Annotated in this window: 10 protein-coding genes; 4 read left to right on the top strand and 6 right to left on the bottom strand. The window is 45.1% G+C overall.

The features are described from left to right. Positions 1-23: 23 nt before the first annotated feature. The 3 genes from proQ (at position 24) to htpX (ending at position 3,917) form a co-directional block, all read left to right on the top strand. Entirely contained in the window at positions 24-734 is a 711-nt protein-coding gene (gene proQ, locus Xets_RS14365) for an RNA chaperone ProQ (protein WP_099131311.1), read from the top strand. Between the two features lie 19 nt (positions 735-753). Then, on the top strand, positions 754-2,853 hold the full coding sequence (gene prc, locus Xets_RS14360; RefSeq protein WP_099131310.1) for a carboxy terminal-processing peptidase: 2,100 nt from the start codon (positions 754-756) through the stop codon (positions 2,851-2,853). Between the two features lie 179 nt (positions 2,854-3,032). After that, complete coding sequence (htpX, locus tag Xets_RS14355) at positions 3,033-3,917, top strand: protease HtpX (RefSeq protein WP_099131309.1); 885 nt, start codon at positions 3,033-3,035, stop codon at positions 3,915-3,917. A 76-nt stretch (positions 3,918-3,993) separates the two neighbouring features. Here the strand turns inward: htpX and Xets_RS14350 are convergent, their stop codons facing one another. Next, a complete protein-coding gene (locus Xets_RS14350) occupies positions 3,994-4,923 on the bottom strand; it encodes a hypothetical protein (RefSeq protein ID WP_244208737.1) in 930 nt (309 codons plus the stop codon). Positions 4,924-5,623: 700 nt separating this feature from the next. Here Xets_RS14350 and Xets_RS14345 point away from each other — a divergent pair. After that, positions 5,624-6,382 carry an SDR family NAD(P)-dependent oxidoreductase gene (locus Xets_RS14345; protein ID WP_208638577.1) on the top strand — a complete coding sequence of 253 codons (759 nt, stop codon included), beginning with the start codon at positions 5,624-5,626 and terminating at the stop codon, positions 6,380-6,382. A gap of 111 nt (positions 6,383-6,493) precedes the next feature. Here the strand turns inward: Xets_RS14345 and Xets_RS14340 are convergent, their stop codons facing one another. The 5 genes from Xets_RS14340 to fliO all read right to left on the bottom strand — a co-directional run bounded on the left by Xets_RS14340 (position 6,494) and on the right by fliO (position 20,816). After that, entirely contained in the window at positions 6,494-18,100 is an 11,607-nt protein-coding gene (locus tag Xets_RS14340; protein ID WP_187651964.1) for a non-ribosomal peptide synthetase, read from the bottom strand. Positions 18,101-18,413: 313 nt separating this feature from the next. Further along, a complete protein-coding gene (fliR, locus tag Xets_RS14335; RefSeq protein WP_099131306.1) occupies positions 18,414-19,196 on the bottom strand; it encodes a flagellar biosynthetic protein FliR in 783 nt (260 codons plus the stop codon). 2 nt (positions 19,197-19,198) lie between these two features. Next, positions 19,199-19,468 (bottom strand): flagellar biosynthesis protein FliQ, encoded by a 270-nt coding sequence (gene fliQ, locus Xets_RS14330; protein ID WP_099131305.1) that lies wholly within the window; start codon positions 19,466-19,468, stop codon positions 19,199-19,201. Positions 19,469-19,534: 66 nt separating this feature from the next. Further along, positions 19,535-20,272 carry a flagellar type III secretion system pore protein FliP gene (fliP, locus tag Xets_RS14325; protein ID WP_099131468.1) on the bottom strand — a complete coding sequence of 246 codons (738 nt, stop codon included), beginning with the start codon at positions 20,270-20,272 and terminating at the stop codon, positions 19,535-19,537. Positions 20,273-20,318: 46 nt separating this feature from the next. After that, complete coding sequence (gene fliO / locus Xets_RS14320) at positions 20,319-20,816, bottom strand: flagellar biosynthetic protein FliO (protein WP_099131304.1); 498 nt, start codon at positions 20,814-20,816, stop codon at positions 20,319-20,321. Position 20,817 lies beyond the last annotated feature (1 nt).

The following is a 20,817-nucleotide window of genomic DNA, read 5'->3' as shown; positions in this document are numbered from 1 at the left end:
AACCGTTGTAATCAGGAAATTTCATGGAAAATCAACCTAAGTTGAACAGTAGTAAAGAAGTCATTGCTTTCTTGGCTGAGCGCTTCCCGCTTTGCTTTGTAGCAGAAGGTGAAGCACGTCCTTTGAAGATTGGGATCTTCCAGGACATCGTTGAACGTATTCAGGATGAGGAGTGTTTGAGTAAAACACAGCTCCGTTCTGCTTTGCGCTTGTATACCTCCAGTTGGCGTTATCTCTATGGTGTAAAAGAAGGAGCCCAGCGTGTTGACCTTGACGGAAACATGTGTGGCGAGCTGGAAATTGAACATATTGAACATGCGCGTCAGCAACTGGCAGAAGCGAAAGCACGGGTACAGGCTCAACGATCTGAACAGCGTGCCAAGAAACGTGAAACTGAAAACGTATCTGACAAGAAAAATGAACGCCCTGTGAATAAAAAGCCGGCTCCTCACCGTCAAAAGAGATCAGGTGAGGGTGAAAAACGTCCGGTGCGTTCGCAAAACCGCCCGCAACAATCGCGTAAACCAGCAGATAAAACCATAAAAAAAATTGCACAACCTGAGTTAAACTCAGTCACTGACGTATCCTCTTTGAAAGTCGGTCAGACTATCAAAATAAACGTAGGAAAAAGTTTAATGGATGCATCTGTGCTTGAAATTGCAAAAGATGGTGTCAGAGTGCAGTTACCTACTGGTTTAGCAATGATTGTACGCGCAGAACACTTAAAGTTCTGATACGGAGGCCAACTTGGGCATGAACAAACTCATTACATTGGCTTTCGTTTTAGGTCTATCATTTTCTAGTATAGGTTATGCAGATACTATTAATGACAATGTCGCGAATGGTAGCCACGCTACTAACGCCAATGTCATTAATGATCACAATACGGCTGTTATCAGCCTGAGCCAACTGCCAGATTTAAAACCGGAACCACAGCATCTCACAGTAAGTAAGCGGATTGTTTCCCGCTTTCTTCGTTCTCATTATCGCCAGTTTTATCTGGATGCAGATTTTTCAGGAAAAATTTTTGATCGTTACCTGAATCAACTGGATTATGGACACAATGTTTTTTTGGCATCTGATATCGTCCCATTCGCGTCTCAAAAGGGAGAATTAGGAAAAGAGCTTGAAAATGGCGATCTAAAATTTCCTTATGATCTATTTAATCTTATGCAAAAGCGCCGCTTTGAACGTTATCAATATGTGCTCTCCCGTTTAGAACAACCCGTTGACTTAAACGGTCATGACACCATTGAAACCGACCGTATCAAAGCACCATGGCCAAAGAGTATTGAAGAGTTGGATAGGCTTTGGGATGCCAAAATCAAATTTGATTGGATAAACCTCAAGTTATCCGGCAAAAAAGATGATAAAGAAATTAAAGAAACTCTGACTAAGCGCTATCGGACGTTATTAAAACGCCTCACACAAACCAAGAGTGAGGATGTTTTTCAAAGCATTATGATGGCTTTTGCCCGTGAAATAGATCCGCATACCAGTTATCTCTCTCCTCGTGATACAGAACAGTTTAATTCAGAGATGAGCTTATCTCTTGAGGGCATCGGCGCTGCTTTACAATATGATGATGAGTATATTGCCATTCGTTCATTGCTTGCAGGCGGTCCGGCGGCCAAAAGCAATTTATTGAAAGTTGGAGATAAAATCATTGGTGTTGGGCAAGTAGGCAAGCCAATTGTCGATGTTGTTGGATGGCGTTTGGAAGATGTTGTTGCTCTTATTAAAGGGCCGAAGGGGAGTAAAGTCCGCCTTGAAATCACTCCAAGTACAAAAGGGGCAAAAAACCACATTGTTACCTTAACCCGCGAGAATATCCGCCTTGAAGATAATGCTGTCAAGATGTCGGTGAAAACGGTAGGGAAAGAGAAGGTTGGTGTTTTGGATATACCAAGTTTCTATGTCGGCTTGACTAACGATGTAAAAGTGCAGTTACAGAAACTCACTAAACAGAAGGTTGTCTCGGTTGTTATTGATTTGCGTGGCAATGGTGGTGGAGCGCTAACAGAAGCGGTATCGTTATCTGGCTTATTTATTCCTACTGGTCCCGTTGTCCAGATTCGGGACAATACCGGTAGAGTTAAAGTGGAGGCAGATACAGATGAGGCAAGATACTATAAAGGGCCTCTGGTTGTTCTGATTGACAATAGAAGTGCTTCTGCATCTGAAATTTTTGCGGCTGCGATGCAAGATTATGGACGTGGATTAATTGTGGGAGAGTCTTCTTTCGGTAAAGGTACCGTTCAGCAATATCGCCCTTTGAATCGTATTTATGATCAAATGCTACGACCTGAATGGCCTGAAATTGGCTCTGTGCAATACACGATCCAGAAATTCTATCGGATAAATGGTGGTAGCACCCAGCTTAAGGGGGTAACGCCTGATATCATTATGCCGACAGGAAAAGAACCGTCTGAAATAGGGGAAAGTCAAGAGGATAATGCGTTACCTTGGGACAGCATTCAGCCTGCGCATTATACTTCCTTGAAAGTGATTTCAGAGTTAACCCCACTACTGACTAAGCTGTATAATCAACGGATTGCTAATGATCCTGAGTTTAAATATATCAAACAGGATATTGCTTACTATAAAGTCATCAAAGAACGTAACGGCGTTTACTCCTTGAACTATGCTCAAAGAGAGAAAGAAAACAAGGAATACGAAACAAACAAATTGAATCGTCTTAATGAACGCTTTAAACGGGAAGGTAAAAAACCGCTCAAATCGCTTGATGATTTACCAAAAGATTATAAAGGGCCGGATCCTTACTTAGATGAATCTGTAAAAATTGCCCTGGATTTGGCGCATCAGCCTGCTGAAATGGCTGTAACGAGGTAGTTTTAAAATTCGTTATAGATAAAAGGTCGGCTTGTTAGTCGGCCTTTTTTATCATATTGTAAAGTTATGTTGTTTCTATCGCTTAACGTCTTAAAAAACTTGAATAATATGGGGTTAGTCCCCACCTTATAGTTTAACTCTTAGTTGAACTGTTTGATAATTAAAGGAAGCAAATTTATATGATGAGAATCGCCTTATTCCTTCTCACAAACCTTGCTGTCATGGTGGTGTTTGGAATAATACTTTCACTTACAGGAGTTCAGCGGAGCAGTGTTGCTGGCCTCATGATTATGGCTGGTTTGTTTGGTTTTGGTGGTGCATTCATTTCTTTGTTAATGTCGAAATGGATGGCTCTGCGCTCTGTTGGTGGTCAGGTTATTGAAAAACCTTCCAATGAAACTGAAGCCTGGTTGATGGAAACTGTACGTCGTCAGGCGGATCAAGTTGGAATTACTATGCCACAAGTGGCTATTTATGATGCCTTGGATATTAACGCATTTGCTACAGGGGCACGCCGTAATGCTTCTCTGGTTGCTGTTAGTACAGGGTTACTGAACAATATGAGCCGTGATGAAGCTGAAGCCGTCATTGCACATGAAATTAGCCATATTGCTAATGGTGATATGGTGACGATGACATTGTTGCAGGGTATTGTGAATACATTCGTTATCTTTATTTCACGTATCATTGCACAAGCTGCTGCAAGTTTCCTTTCCAGCAACGATGATGAAAGTGAAAGCAGCAGTAATGGTAATCCAATTGTTTACATGGTGATTTCCATGGTGTTGGAGATCGTATTTGGTATTCTGGCAAGTATTATTACCATGTGGTTCTCCCGTTACCGTGAATTCCATGCGGATGCAGGATCAGCGAAATTGGTTGGTCGCGAAAAGATGATTGCAGCATTGCAACGTCTTAAGACCAGTTATGAACCTCAGGAAGAGGGGAGAATGATGGCATTCTGTATTAATGGCAAAGCTAAGAGTTTCAGTGAGTTATTCTTATCTCATCCGCCGTTGGATAAGCGTATTGAAGCCCTTCGTAGCGGCGAATATCTAAAATAATGCAATAACCAGTAGCCTAAATAAAATAAGCCAAACTATATATTAATTTGTATGGCGGCATAAACCGCCATATTATTTATATTTCATTGCCGCGATAACCGGTCAAAATCCGTTCCCATTCTTGTTGGGCGAACCAGGTTTGAGTTTTGCCATTATAATGCATTTCATCGGGTAGGAAGACGCCATATTCAGAAGCAATGCCAGTGTAATTTGGCGAATTCCTTGCATCAATTAAAGTACGATATTTAGGTGCAGCGGCAATAACATCTTTAATTGCTTCATTCACATAGCTGGTATTGATGGGATCAAAAGCGACTGAAAGTGGGTAATATAACCGCCACGGAATATTATGAGAGCCGATAGCATCGTTAATACCTGTAATAATGCGGGTAAAATTCATCTCTGATGCTTTGGCTGCATCTAAACTCTCTGTTTCTGCTTCCCATTGATTCCAATGAATAGCCAAAATACGCGTTTTTTTGCCCATATTACGCAATGAATGAATTGCCATGCGTAAGGTTCTAATGACACGGGGATAGAGGGACTCCACATCCCTGGCATCACGCTCTGGTGCCCAGCGGTTATCAGGGGAATTATCTAGATACATTCCTTGTCCTCCCCAGCCCATTAAAATCACGTAAAGATCCGGTAAATACAGTGCATTTCCCTGATTGATATGATCTTGCCAAAATTTAGCAAAGCGGTTGGCTGCGTTGTAAGGATGATCTTGGTTGCCGCGAGGTAAACCGATGGGAGCACCAATATTGGCACTTCCGAAGCTGGTTAATCCTGTCCAGTGAATTTTGGAAAAGTGAGTGCTATAGACCTCTGGTAGGGATAGAGTGAATACATTATTTAAACCTTGAGTAATCCTTTTATTTGGCGGCAATTGTGTGCCATGACCATAGCTGTTAGATTGTCCAAGGATGATAAATAATGGAGCATCATTGGATTTCCATGATGGATATTTTGTTTCGGGAGAGTGAAGCTGTTTGTATGTCATCATTTTCCCCTTGAGTTATATGAATTAATTAGGTATTGCACTCCTTGCGAAAAAATTATTTATATAAGGTAAAGTGTACATGGTTAATCAATTTGATTTATTTTTCTTAACCTAAAACAGGCGTTAATATACATCTGGATTTTTGATTTTATAACACTTAATAATTGTTGGTAACTAGCTATAATTGTCAGATATGTAAATAAGCACATTATATTCAATATTAGATGAGTAATATTTTACATTGTGATTAATTAATCTAATTTTATTGAGGGAAAACTCTGTTCAACACGTTATCAACTATTTAATGATTAACCAAGTATAAAAAAAGACATAGCAAGATAATTAAAAAATAATATTCTGGGAGATATGATGATTGAATGTTTTTTTATGAAATTAAAACGCACTATCTGGCAACGAGATAACATCTATTTTGGATAAATTGATATCCAGTCTTAAGTCAATACCTTAAATACACCATGCTAACTGATATATAAATTCTAAGAAGAAATGAGGTCAATGGTATTGCTTGATTCTCCATTTAGGGGTCGAGAACCAATCTCAGTTATAAAAATATTTGGTATCACCTGACCATAAAGAATTGTGTAATGAGATTTTGTTCCTGTCCTTAAAAATAGAACCCATTTGTTAATGATATTTGATATTACACGGTAAGCTTTGAAAATATATCAATGAGGGTAATAAAATGATTCGATTTGAAGATAAAGTTGTCATTATTACTGGCGCAGGTAGTGGCATTGGCGAGGCTACAGCAAAGCGTTTCTCACAAGAAGGAGCCATTGTGGTGTTAGCTGGGCGCGATACAGAGAAGCTTAATCGTGTATTGAGTGAATTGCCTTCGGGCAAAGCGTTAGTGATTCAGACAGATGTTGCGGACCGAGAATCGGCTAAAAATATGGTTGATGAAACAGTCAGGCATTTTGGCCGAATAGATATTTTGGTGAACAACGCAGGTTTGTATGTGGTTGGTGATTTATTGAGTACTTCACAAGAAGACGGTAATGCAGTACTGGCTACGAATCTCAATGGTGTACTCAATTGTAGCTATTCTGCTTTACCTTATTTGCTAAAAAGTAAAGGATGTATTGTCAATAATGCCTCGGTATCTGGCTTGGGGGGAGATTGGGGAGGCGCTCATTATTGCGCAGCAAAAGGTGCTGTCGTGAATTTAACCCGTGCGATGGCGCTGGATCATGGTTCACAAGGAGTTCGTGTCAATGCTGTTTGCCCAAGTTTAGTATTGACGCCAATGGTGGCTCGTTTTGATGATGAAACCCTTGCGCATTTCGATAGTCGTATTCCGCTAAAAAGAGCGGGTCAACCTTTTGAAGTGGCAGCAGCTATTGCATTTTTGGCTAGCGAAGATGCTAGTTTCATTAATGGGGTGAACTTACCGATAGATGGCGGGGTAAACGCATCTAATGGGCAACCTAATTTTAATTAAAGGCGTTTTCTGAAAGGTACGGTTCAGAGGAAATATTATTTATCCGGCATTGTTTGTCGAAGGTGGCTCCACAGGCTGTGGAACCACTTAATTTTATTTTGGCTAATGGTATCAGTTTGGGCTATTTGCTACAGTTGAGCGATTTGAGTTTATAACCCTGGCCAGTTCACATAGTGTAGGATGAGTGAACAAGGTCGCTAATGGAATTGCCATGTCTTGTTCATGCATACGAGCCAACAATTGTATTGCTATCAATGAATGACCTCCCAATGCAAAGAAATTATCATAACGACCGACTCGTTCCCGTTTCAGCAATTTTTGCCAAATCTCAGCCAGAGCAGTTTCCACATCACCGAGAGGCGCTTCGTAACCGGAAATTGTCCCAATAGTAGATTGGCCTGATATTGGTGTGTCTTGCGGTAAGTCAGCCTGAATAGCGTTGAAATCGGTCAGTAGCTGCTGGCGTTCTGTGGCAGACAGGGTAGCAATGTTCATGATGGGTTTTTGGGGCTCGGTTTCCAATGTTTTTACCAGATCCGCTAAAGCAGTTGTCATATCAGCAATCAGGCGTGCCGGATCGATTCCTGGTATAGCTTGAGCTGTCAGCAGGAAACCTTTCCCCAAATCATCTACAGCCAGATAGATGGGATAGTTAGTTCTTTCTCGTCCTGTTACCAGACGTATACCTTCCCATAGGGTATTGGCAACATTTGGTTGGCTATGGCGATAATTAAGGAGTGTATTAAAAAGCGGCAGAGGATGTGCTACACCGCTGCAACGTTGAGCTAGCGCCAGTGGTGCCTGTTCATGTTCAAGTAACTGCGTCAAATTGCGGTAAGCTGCTTGCACAGTTTCTTGTGTGCTGTTCCCCGCAAGCGTGATCCGCACGGGCAGGGTGTTGATAAACAGTCCCAGAATTCGCTCAATATCGGCACTTCCTTGCATACGTCCTGACAAGACTGTGCCGAAGATGACATCATCTCGCCCACTTATTTTTGCCAGAACTTGTGCCAAGGCGACATGAAACAAGACTCCGGGACTAACTCCTTGACGGCGTGCCTGTTTGCGAATAGCACGGGTTAGTGTTGCATTAAGTGGCTTGATGATCTCAGTGACAGGTCTGTTCCCACTGTGAACATCTAATATGCCGAAAGGCGTAGTTGGTGTATCCACATCAGCGAGTATTTTCCGGAAATAGGCTTCGTGATCTGGCATCGGCACACGCAGGGATTGGGCGATAAAATGGCGGTACGGTAAGATAGACGGTAATTTTTCAGTACGATGATGCAGGAGTTCATTGATTTCAGCAATGATGATATTCAGCGATATATGGTCATTGAGGATATGGTGGCAACACAACGCTAACAACCACTCGCCCTGATTCGGATCATGCGTGATATCAGCAGAGAATAGCGGAGCCTGGCTGATATCGAGGCGGTGTTGGTATGGATCTGTCTGTGCCAACAATTGAGACGGAACGTCCTTATCGTTATCTGGCACAAAGGTTTTGATACACAGAGGTGCCTGGCGCCAAACAACTTGTACTGGCTGTGTTAAACCCTGCCAGCAGATGGCAGTGCGTAGAATATCGTGACGATTAATAACCTGTTGTAAAGCAGCCAGAAAAGCATCAAGACGCTCGCGGGTGTTGAAAGCAAGCAAGAGGTGCAACAGATAAACATCTCCTTGTGTTTGTAGCAGATGATGGAACAGCATACCTTCCTGTAATGGCGCAAGTGGGTAGATATCCTGAATATTGTTGGCATCATTAGGAACGGTATCAGCGATAGTCTTAATCTCGTGCTGTGTCAGAGAAACCAGCGGCAGCATATCGGGAGTAATGGTGGAGCAACCATCGGGGATGAGATTGGGCGGAGCGGTAAACGAGGATTCATCATCTTGAATTACCTGCATTATTTTCGCCATTTTCGCCAGTGTTGGTGTGGAAAATACAGTACGAACATCAAGGTGCCAACCTCGGTTACGTAGCCGCTCAATCAGGTTGACAACCATCAGGGAATGACCACCGAGTTCAAAGAAATGATCATAACGCCCAACCTTTTCCAGCCCTAATAATGCTTGCCAAATCTCAGCCAGGGCAATTTCCATTTCACCGAGCGGCTCTTCATAAGTATGGGTTGCAATGGATGTTTGATCTGGCATCGGTAGTGCCTGGCGGTTAATCTTGCCATTAGGCGCCAACGGAAAAGCATCTAGTATCACAAATGCGCTGGGCAGCATATAGTCGGCGAGATGTTGTGCCAGTTGCTGACGCAGTTCTGTCGGTCCCAGTTTCATATTCGGTTCGGCGATCAGATAAGCAATCAGGCGCTTATCACCCAGTTTATCTTCACGGGCAAGCACGATAGCCTCACGCACGCCGGGGCATTGCATCAATCTGGTTTCGATTTCTCCCAGTTCGATACGGAAGCCGCGTAGCTTGACCTGAAAATCATTGCGGCCAAGATACTCGATATTGCCGTCAGATCGCCAGCGAGCCAAATCTCCGGTCTTATACATGCGAGCGTTGGAATGTTCGCTAAAGGGATCGACAACAAATTTCTCTGCTGTCAGCTCTGGTTGGTTGGAATAACCACGGGCGACCCCCATTCCGCCGATATAGATTTCGCCACTCACGCCGATAGGAACCGGTTGACCAAGTGAGTCCAAAATATAGATACGTGTATTGGACAGTGGCCGGCCAATCGGAATATTATTGGTGATGGACGGAATATGTTTGTTATCTATCACCATTGCTTTATCTATCAGCATAGCCGTAGCCGTGATGGTAATTTCTGTCGGGCCATAAGCGTTAAACCAGCGGCAGGATTGGGTTTCCGGGTACGACAGCCAATCCATTAAATAGCGGTGTTCCACTTTATCTCCCCCAACAATAACGGTGCGTATATAGGGGCTGAAACCGACACGTCTAGCCTTCATTTCTTGCGCCCAATGGTGCCAGAAAGCAGTCGGTATATTAATGATTGTCACTTTCTGTTCACGTAAAAAATCAACAAACGTGCTATTCGGTATTTTGATATGAGGTGGGCGCAGAACCAGCGTGGCACCCGATGCCAGAGTAGGAAAAATATCTGACACTGAAATATCAAATGCGAAGGTCACAAATTGCAGAATACGATCCCCCAAGGCAGGTTCACTGATCTGGCAATGAGCATGGATAAGGCTGACAACATTGCGATGTTCCAGCATGACGCCTTTGGGGTTTCCGGTTGAACCTGAGGTGTAGATGATATAGGCCAAATGATGCGGCTGAACGCCTGTTTGCCTGCTGTCAGGATTATATTTAGGCTGTTTTTGCAGGTTATCTTGATGAATTTCATCGTCCAGCAACCAGATTGGAATATCTTGTATTGGTAAGCGTGTGTGTAAATGTTTCTGGGTCAGCAATATGGCAGGATTGCAGTCTGATAACTGATAAATCAGCCGTTCGGCAGGATATTCTGGATCAAGCGGGATATAACCGGCACCTGCTTTTAAGATCCCGAATAGACCAACGATCATATCCAAACCCCGTTCAACCTGAATTGCTACGCGGTCATCAGGGCGTACACCAAAAGCAATCAAACTATGTGCCAGTTGGTTGGCTCGGCAGTTCAGTTCGTCATAATTCAAGGATTGTTCTTCAAAGATCACCGCCGTAGCATTTGGTGTGCGTTGTACCTGAGCTTCGAACAATTGGTGAATCAACGTATTATGCGGAAAGTCAGCTTGAGGGGCATTGAAATCAACCAATAATTGCTGGCGTTCTGTAACGGGCAACATCGGCAGGCGAGCAATAGCCTGTGTTTCATCGGTTGTCATGGCAGTCAGTACATTGGTGAGATAACTTACCATGCGTTCAACTGTCGTCCGGTCGAATAGACTTGATGCATATTCCAGATAGCCACTGAGACCACTCTGGCTTTCGGTCAGTGACAGTGTCAGGTCGAAGTACGCGCTGTGGTGGGGCGGCGCCATCAACGAGACTGATAAATCGGGTAATTCAAGGGATTGAGTGGGCGTATTGTTCAGGGCCAGCATAACCTGAAAAATCGGATTGTAACCCAAGCTGCGTTCAGGTTTTAGGGCTTCCACCAATTGTTCAAAAGGCAGGTCTTGATGTGCATAAGCTGCCAGCGTCTGTTCACGAACATAAGTAAGCAGATTTGCCACCGAGTTGCACTGTTCCAGTTTGATGCGTAAAGGTAAGGTGTTGACAAAAAAGCCGATCAAACCCTCAAGTTCACTTAATGAACGGTTGGCAACAGGAGTGCCAATGACAATATCATCTTGTCCGCTCAAACGGGCAAGCACGATGCTCCAGGCTGTAAGCAAAGTCATAAATAATGTTGCATCCTGCCGTTGTCCGAGCGCTTTGAGAGCCGACAATAAATCAGCATTCAGGTGAACGGGCACATGAGCGCCTGTATAACTTTGTTCTGGCGGACGTGGGTAATCAATAGGGAGAGCCAGTAATGTTGGTGCGTTTTCCAGTTGTTTCTGCCAGAAATCCCGTTGTGCAGTGAGAACCTCACCTTGCAGCCATTTCTGTTGCCAGACGGCATAGTCCGCATACTGGATGGGAAGGTGGGGTAAAGGATCGCTACATTTCCCTTGTGCAATACGGTAGAGGGCACTCAGCTCGCGGAGCAATATTCCTACTGACCAGCCATCGGTGATGATGTGATGCTGGGTAAGGATCAGCACATGTTCTTCATCAGACAGTTGTAATAATTGACCTCGAATCATTGACTCATTAGCGAAATCGAATGGGGTTTGTGTTTCAAGTTCCGCGAATTCGTTAATACGGGCCATGTGGGAAGTTTTGTCTAATTTGCGCAGATCCCGATAGGTCAGAGAAAAAGCCGTATCTGCACTATCGATGTGTTGGTAAGGCTGTTCATCAATCAGGATAAAACGGGTGCGCAAACTTTCATGTCGGCTGACGAGATGATCAAGCGCAGCTGTAAGTGCAGCATGATCGAGATACCCGTTAAGATGCAGGATTATCGGGATATTATAGGCCAGATTGGCTTTGGTATTGAGTTGAGCAAGGAACCACAAGCGTTGTTGGGAGAAGGAGAGTGGCAGTGGTTGATTGCGATTGGTAGCGGGAATAACGACTTGGGTTGTCATAGGCGTGTCGATGAGCAAGGTAGCTAAATCCGCCAGGACAGGATGGGAAAAGAGTTGCTGCAAATGCAATTCTCGCGTCAGTTTCTGGCGTATGCGTGTGGCAAGCTGAATGGCGAGTAAGGAATGCCCGCCGAGTTCAAAGAAATGATCATGACGACCAACTTGTTCCAATGTCAGCAATTCTTGCCAAATCTTGGCCAACGTTGTTTCTATGTTTCCGATGGGCGCTGCATAATTGCGGGTCGCGAGTGCTGTTTGATCTGGCACTGGCAGTGCCTGACGGTTGAGTTTGCCATTGGGTGTTAATGGAAAGGTTTCAAGCGTCACAAAGGCACTGGGTAGCATATACTCAGCGAGGTGTTGTGCCAGTTGCTGGCGTAGTTCTGCTGGTATCAATATCGTATTGGGTTCGGCGAGCAGATAAGCAACCAGGCGCTTTTCATTCGGTGTATCTTCTCGGACAATCACAACCGCTTCTCGCACACCGCGACATTGCGCTAATGTCGTCTCAATTTCGCCGAGTTCGATACGGAAACCACGGATCTTGACCTGAAAATCATTACGACCAAGGTATTCAATATTACCGTCAGGCAACCAACGAGCCAGATCGCCACTTTTATATAGGTGGGCATCAGGATCTGAAGAAAAAGGATCAGCAAGGAAGCGTGCTGCGGTTAGTTCTGGAAGGTTCAGATAACCGCGGGCAACCCCGATTCCGCCAATGTAAAGCTCCCCTGTAACACCGAGTGGCACGGGTTTTTTGTGACTATCAAGCAGATAAATTTGAATATTGGCTATGGGTTTCCCAATCGGTACTCGTCCGATATAACGGTCAGGCACGCATTGCCAAGCGGTGACATGAATTGCAGCTTCAGTTGGGCCATATAGGTTATGTAACTGACAGTGCGCAAAATGGGACAGACATTTCTGCTGCAAGACATAAGGAAACTCTTCACCACTGCATAAAATATGGCGTAAAGAAGGGCAACATCCGGCAGAAATGGCATGGACAAATTGCTGTAGCATGGCAGGCACGAAATAGATAATAGTAATCTGGCGTTTTTCTATCTCAGACAGTAAATAGTGTGGATCTTTATGACCATCGGGGCGAGCCAAAATTAATTGTGCTCCAAACATCAGGGGTGGGAATAGCTCCCAAACGGAAACATCAAAACTAAAAGGTGTTTTCTGTAAGACCCGATCCTGCGGGGTTAGTTGATAAGCCTTTTGTGACCAAAGCAGACCATTCACGACACCACGATGTTCATTCATTACCCCTTTGGGCAAGCCTGTTGAACCAGAGGTATAAATCACATAAGCCAGATGGCGTGAGGTGAGGCCAAGCACTTTGGGATCTGGGTTGTTGATTGGCATGTTTGCTGTAAAGAATGCAAGATTATTGAGATCCACAATGGGTACGTTGGGCAGTCGATTGATTAACGTTGTTTGGGTGAATAAAGTCTGGGTGAGCAAGGCAACGGGAGCTGCATCTTCAAGTATATAAGCCAGTCGCTCGGCTGGATAGCCTGGATCAAGCGGGACATAGGCACCGCCGGCCTTAAGGATAGCGAGTAATCCCACCATCATGGCCGGACTGCGTTCAGAACAAATTGCCACCCGATCATCAGGGCGGATACCTAAGGTAATCAGATAATGCGCTAAGCAATTGGCTTGACGGTTCAATTCAACATAACTCAACGATTGCTCTTCAAAGATGACAGCAATTGCATCGGGGTTTTGCTGTACTTGCTTTTCAAACAGTTGGTGAATAAACGTGTCTTGTGGGAGGTCAGTGGCTGTATTTTGGGAGAATATAGCGTCTTGAGAAGATTGGAGCGCATTGAAATCCACCAGCAGTTGTTGGCGCTCCACAACGGGTAAAATCGAAATAGTCAAAATTGGCTGGTGGGGTGAGGTTTCTAGCGCTTCGGTCAGCCCCGTCAGGGCAGTAGTCATATAGCCGATCAGACGAATTGGATCGATGCCCGATACGGTTTGGGCAACTAAACTAAACCCATCACCCCAATCATCAACAAACAAACCGATAGGATAATTGACTCTCTCTTCTTGCATCAGCAGACGCACACTTTCCCATTTAGCAAAAGTGGTATCCGCCTGGCTATGACGATAATTGAGTAGTGTATTAAAGAGTGGCAAAGGAGGGATCACGTTACTGCAATGTTGAGCCAGCGTCAGCGTTGCTTGTTCGTGTTCCAGCAACTTCATCAAATTGAGGTAGGTCTCTTGAACGGTTGCCTGTGCGCTATTATCTGTAAGCCTGATCCGAATGGGCAGGGTATTGATAAGCAGCCCCATAACGTGATCAATGCCGGTACTGCCCTGCATACGTCCCAGCAATACCGTACCGAAGACGACATCGTCGCGCCCACTGGTTTTTGCCAGCACCAGTGCTAAAGCAACATGAAACAATATACTGGGACTGACCCCCTGACGTCGGGCTTGTGTGCGGATGGCCTTGGACAATGTCACATCCAGTGGCTGTTTAGCCTCTGATATCTGCTTATCCTCACTGTGAATATCCAGTATCCCGAAAGGCGCTGTTGGTGCATCGATATCAGAGAGTACCTGACGGAAATAGGCTTCATGATCTGAAGTCGGCAAATACAGGGATTGAGCGACAAAGTTACGATAAGGCAATGTTGGGGGTAATTTTTCAGTATGACGGTTGTCAAGATAACTATTCTTGGTATGGTCAGGTAATAATGCATCAATTTCATCAATGATACGTTCCAGTGTGACATGATCACAGATTAAATGATGGATGCACAAAACCAGTAACCACTCATCCAGATGCGGGTCATAGGCTATGTCAGCGGAAAATAGTGGTGCCTGACTCACATCAAGACGGTACTGGTGGGGATTGGTGTGCGCCAGTAATTGGGAGGAGATATCCTGTTCGCCATTGGGTAAGAATGTATTAACGGTCAAAGATGCCTGTCGCCAGACGACTTGCACTGGTTGTGCCAATCCCTGCCAGCAGATTGAAGTGTGCAAAATATCGTGACGGTTAATAACCTGTTGTAAGGTTGCCAGAAAGGTATCGAGCCGTTCGCGGGTGTCGAAGGCAAGTAAATTGCGTAACAGATAAGTATCGCCCTGTTTCTGCAACAGATGATGGAACAAAATACCTTCCTGTAGCGGTGCGAGAGGGTAGATATCTTGGATATTGGCTGCACCACCAGGAAGAGTTGCGGCGATGGCATTAATCTCGTGTTGGGATAGGGAAACTAGCGTCAACATATCTGGGGTAATGGCAGTACAGCCTTCAGGGATGAGATTGGGCGGTACAGTGAATACCGTTGTCTTTTCTTGCTCTGTATTTCCTTGAACGGTATTTTTTTGAACCGACAGTAGCGTTTTTGCCATCTCTTTCAATACGGGTTTAGTGAATATAACCTGAATGTCAATAGACCAGCCCAATTCACGTAGTTGTTCGATCAGGCTAACGGCTATCAGCGAGTGCCCGCCAAGCTCGAAAAAGTGATCGCAGCGGCTGACATATTTCACTCCGAGCAACATTTGCCAAATTTGACTCAAGATGGTTTCTGTTTCTCCTCTGGGGGCTTGGTAACTGCGTGTGACGATTGCCGTATGATCGGGTTTGGGAAGAGCCTGACGGTCAAGTTTGCCATTAGGTGTGAGTGGGAAAGCGTCGAGTGTTACGAAGGCACTGGGTATCATGTATTCTGCAAGGTGTTGTGCGAGTTGTTGCCGTAATGCCATTGGTTCCAGTTCAGTATCTGTCTTCGGTAGCAAGTAGGCGACCAGCTGTTTTGATGCGGGACTGTTTTCACAGGGCAGTACCACGGCTTCACGTATGCCGTGGCATTGCCGTAGCCTTGCTTCGATCTCTCCTAGCTCAATGCGGAAACCACGCAGTTTGATTTGGAAATCATTACGGCCGAGATATTCAATGTTGCCATCGGGCAGCCAACGTCCCAGATCGCCGGTTTTGTACATACGAGCATTTGGATTCTGGGAAAACGGATCGGCAAGGAAGCGTTCGGCAGTGAGTTCGGGACGGTTCAGGTAACCGCGGGCAACACCGACCCCAGCGATATGAATTTCTCCCACGACTCCTCGCGGGACGGGTTGACCGTGCATGTCAAGGATATAGATCTGGGTATTGGCGATGGGACGACCAATCGGTGGGGCATTGTCTTCCTGACTTTCACATCGGCAAAGAGTAGCACACACTGTGGATTCTGTCGGGCCATATGCATTGATCATCTGCCGTCCTTGTGCCCAGCGTTTGGTCAGCGTAGGTGGACATGCTTCCCCTCCCACCAATAAGGTTTGCAGGGTTGCCGGAAGTGTGTCCATGCTTGCCAGAGCAGTGGGGGACAAGAGGGTGTGAGTAATGGCGTGAGTCTCTAAATAGTGAGACAAGGTTGTTCCCGGCAGCAGGCTCTCCCGCCTGGCAAGGTAAAGGCGAGCACCTGCCAATAGCGCCATGCAGCATTCCCAAATACAGGCATCGAAACTGTTTGAGGCAAATTGCAAGATCCGATTGTTTGGAGTGATGGCTAGCATGTCTTGCTGGGTGGTAATCAAGTTACACAAACTGCGATGTTCTATCATGACCCCTTTGGGCTGTCCGGTGGAGCCGGAAGTATAGATAACATAAGCCAGATGACGGGAGGTCAGCCCCAATGCTTGGATCTCTGGGTTTTCTTCCGATTTTTCATTCAAAACAGAATAGTCTGGAATATCCAGCAGAATGGTTGGCAGGTGACGGTTCCCTATTTTTGTCATCGTTGTTTGAGTAACCAGCGCCACGGGGGCTGAGTCATTGAGCATATATGCCAGCCGCGTGGTTGGATAAGTCGGATCAAGGGGAACGAAAGCGCCACCGGCCTTGAGAATAGCTAATAAACCGACCACCATTTCCAGACTACGCTCAATACAAATTGCCACCCGATCATCAGGACGCACGCCGAGAGCAATCAGATGATACGCCAGACGGTTGGCGCGTTTGTTCAATTCATCGTAGCTCAGTGATTGCTCTTCAAAGACCACGGCAATGGCATCTGGTGTGCGCCGTACTTGTGCTTCGAACAGTTGATGAATCAGAGTATCTTGCGGGAACTCGGCTTGGGTGGTATTGAAATCCATCAATACCTGTTGGCGTTCAATATCGGGCAGGATTGGCAGATTGACTATTTTTGTCTGCGTAAGAGAGGGCATCTCCAGAGAAGTGAGAGCGGCGTCAAGCAGGACAGTAAGACGGGAGCGGAGCGCCATAACTTCTGTGATACTCAGATAATCAGGAGAAAAATAGAATTCAATGGAAATCGGGGAATGAGTATCTTCAGGACAGGCGGTATTTATGTATTGCTTCATTCTGATACAAAGAGGATAGGGAATACCAGAATGTAGCTCTAACTGTTTGACGTTGACGTTTTCTCCTTCCATATGCAAATTGGCTTTAAACGGTTCGAGAGATAAAGTCACGTCAAATAATCGCGCATTTCCGCTTTGTTGCCGCGAGTGTATTTGTCGGTTGAGTTCTGCGATGGGAAAATGTTGATGCTCATGGCAAAGACTCATTTCAGTTGCGGCTTTGCGCATGACATCACGAAACGTATCTTCCGGTGAAAGGGTGATACCAATAGGGAGCACGGATGCGAACATTCCCATCGTGGACTTTTGTCGCGTATTTTTGCGGTTGTGCACGGGAACACCAATGACAATTTCATTGACACCTGTTGTTCGGGTGAAATAGCAGGTCAGGATGGCATACATGAAATGCAGGAAGGGTAATCCCTGTCCGCCAGCCACTTTCTCGATACGTTTAAAAAGAGCCTGATCGATTGACCAAATGACAGGCTGAGGAGCAGCGGGTTTGGTTTGTTTATGGTTTGTCGTGTTATTGCCATTGACAGGCTGGAGCAAGGGAGGAGGCAGGTTTTCATAGCGTTTCAACCAAAATTGCCTGTCGTGTGAGTAGTGTTCGGAAGCAAGATAATCGAGGTTATCCGTAATAAAATCCAGATAAGAGTGAGCGGAGTTGTTCAGGGTTTCTCCTTTCATCAGGCGGTTATAGGCATCAATAACCTTGTTGATGAGTAGGAACATCCCTGTGCCATCAATGACCAAATGATGACAGCAAAATTGCCAGTACCGACAGGTATCGCTGACTCGCAATAATGTGGTGCGCCACAGGGTCTCACTCAGGTGAAATGGGCGCATGAACTCGGCATCCATGTATTGTTTTACTCTGGTTTCAGCATCTGGACGGGATGAAAAATCCTGTATATCCAGGGTGATAGGGAGAGAGTGAACAACTTTTTGGCTGGGTAAAGCGTGGGTGTTGATAAACTGCAAACGCAGAGTGTCATGACAATCAACAACAGATTCAAAGGCACGGGCAAATAATGTTTCCTTCAATTCTCCTTCAATGCAGATAAAAATGCTGAGGTTGTAGTTAGAAGAATGGGGATGAATAGCCTGATCAAACCAGATGGCTTGCTGGGGAGAACTAAGAGGATAGGTAGGAGAAGAGAGAGAGTTGTTATTACAAATTACTGAGGAAGTTTGTGAAGAGTTGTTATGTAACATTTTCATTTCTCCTTTGTAATTATTTGGTTTTAATTTGTTGCGTCCATCTGAAAATAAAATAAATACTGCCGATAACTGTTTTTTCGTGAAAATGAACTAGCTATAGGTTATTTGGCGAATTTTTATGCTAAATACATACTTGATAGTAACATTACAAAATTAAATTAACTAAAATAAATACTCTATGTCGATATTTTTTGTTGTAAAAGTGTTAATTTTAGATGCGGGTACTATGGTGGATGGTTGAAGAGGAATATCAGGACAAGATGGAAGTTATCCCGCCAGATTGGCGGGTTGATCAGAAAAATAACAGCTACAGTACCAGTTCATGAATGATTATCGCCAAATGGTCAAACATTTCTCCAAATAACCGCTCAGTGAATGGCACCAATGTTGGAAATAACAGGGAAAGCGTGAAAATCCCTACAGTCAGAGTCAACGGAAAACCGACCACAAATACAGAAAGTTGTGGTGTCATGCGGTTTAACATGCCCAGGGAGAAGTTCAAAACCAAAAGTAGGGTAATCATTGGCATTGCCAGCATCATGCCATTGATAAAAATTAGACTGGCACTTTGGGATAGCAACAGAAAACCCTTTGGATTCAATTGGGCTGATTGAACGGGAATGGAATAAAACGTATCTGCCAGAATTGATAATAGCCATAAATGTCCATCAAGAGCCAGGAACAGCAACATCATCATCATATTGAGGATGCGGGCTAAGATAGGCATATTCGGGCCACCAGTAGGATCAAAAAATGTGGCGAATGAAAGTCCCATTTGTAAGCCGAGTACTTCACCTGCATGCCGCACTACGGCAAAGGCGATTTGCATGGTCAGTCCCAAGGCCATACCAATCAATATTTGTTGTATCAAGACCCAAATTCCGGCAACAGAAAAAATCGGAATTTGCGGGGAGGGGAGAGTTGGAACGAGTAAAGCGGTGATCGCTAAGGCCAGACTAATTTTAACTTTTATCGGTATCTGCTTTTCACTGAAAATGGGGGCTGTGCTGAACAAGGCCAACAGACGCACCAATGGCCAGAAAAAATCGCTGACGAGGCGGGAAAGTGTTTCGCTATCAAACGGGATCATAATTAACCGATAATAGTCGGAATACTGCTAAACAGCGTGCGCATGTAATCCAGCAATAAATTTAGCATCCATGGTCCGGCAGTGACGATAGTCACGAAGACGGCCAGGATTTTCGGAATAAACGATAAGGTCATCTCGTTTACCTGAGTTGCCGCCTGTAATAAGCTGATGATCAAGCCACTGATTAAGGCAGATAAAAGGGGGGGGGCAGCCAGTGCTAACGCCACTTTCATTGCTTCAACACCGAGGGCCATTACCGATTCTGGAGTCATAATTTTCTCAAACCGCTTTTTGCTCTTTATTCCAATAAGATTTCACGCTAGACATAACACTATTGATTAAACATAAAAACTCTGTGCCAGTGAACCAAGCAAGAGTTGCCAGCCATCTACCAAAACAAACAGCATAAGTTTGAACGGCAGTGAGATAGTAGCTGGTGGAACCATCATCATCCCCAACGCCATCAAGACACTGGCAACAACCAGATCGATGATCAAGAACGGAATGAAGAGGGTAAAGCCAATTTGGAATGCGGTTTTCAATTCACTGGTAATAAACGCGGGAACGAGCACGCGCATTGGAACAGCATCCGCCGTTTCAAATGCGCCCTGATCGGCAAGACGGGCAAACAGTGCCAGATCATTTTCCCGTGTCTGACGTAACATAAATTGGCGTAAAGGTTTGGCTCCCTGATCCAGTGCGACTTCCAGTGTGATTTTATCCTCACTGTAGGGTAGGTAAGCGTTTTGGTAAACTTTGTCAAATACTGGCGCCATAATGAAAAAAGTCATAAACAACGCCAAACCCAACATAACCTGATTAGGCGGGGCAGAAGGCGTTCCCAGCGCATTGCGCAGCAAACCAAGTACAATGATGATGCGGGTAAAACTGGTCATCATTAGCAGAGCAGCAGGGATGAACCCCAGTGCCGTGATGAAAATCAGGGTTTGGACTGGCAATGACCAACTTTGTCCGCCATTGGCTAAGGGCTGGCTGATGATACCAGGAAACTCGGCTGCCGCGTTCATGGGGAACAGTGGCAGCAGGAGCGCCATAAACAGAGCCGTCAAACGCATTGGATAAAGCCGCGAGACAAATTTTTTGCCTGTCATAAAAAAAACGCTATTTTTCATCATCGTCCTTGTCATTTTTGCTGTTTCGCTGGAGTGTATTTTTTAGCATCTGACCAAATGGCAGCGACTTGAGCGCGGTCTCCTTGTCCACGTTGTCAGGGGGGGCAGGCATTTGATGCAGCATATTGATCTGGTGGGATGTGACTCCTAAAACTAGCCAGTTATCCTCGACTTCTACCACAACAACCCGTTCTTTCGGCCCAAGGGAACAGCTTGCCTTAACGTTTAGCAAACGATGATTTTTGCTTTTAGCCGGGGAAAAACCCAAACGGCGAACTAGCCATGTTATGAAGAAAATCAGCAATAAAACACCGCCCAGGGCACTGCTGACTTGCATCAGCGTTTGACTGGCTGGCAGGGGATCACTATTGCCTGTCTGTTTGATCATATTCACATGGGCATGGCTGGCGGCCGTGTTAACAGGTGCAGCATCAAGTGCTGCATCCTGTTGAAAAGAGGTATGAACGAAAGGCTGGTTCGCCATCATA

Source organism: Xenorhabdus sp. TS4, assembly GCF_014467265.1.
In the GTDB taxonomy this organism is placed as follows: domain Bacteria; phylum Pseudomonadota; class Gammaproteobacteria; order Enterobacterales; family Enterobacteriaceae; genus Xenorhabdus; species Xenorhabdus ehlersii.
This window is presented reverse-complemented; position numbering and strand designations above follow the sequence as displayed.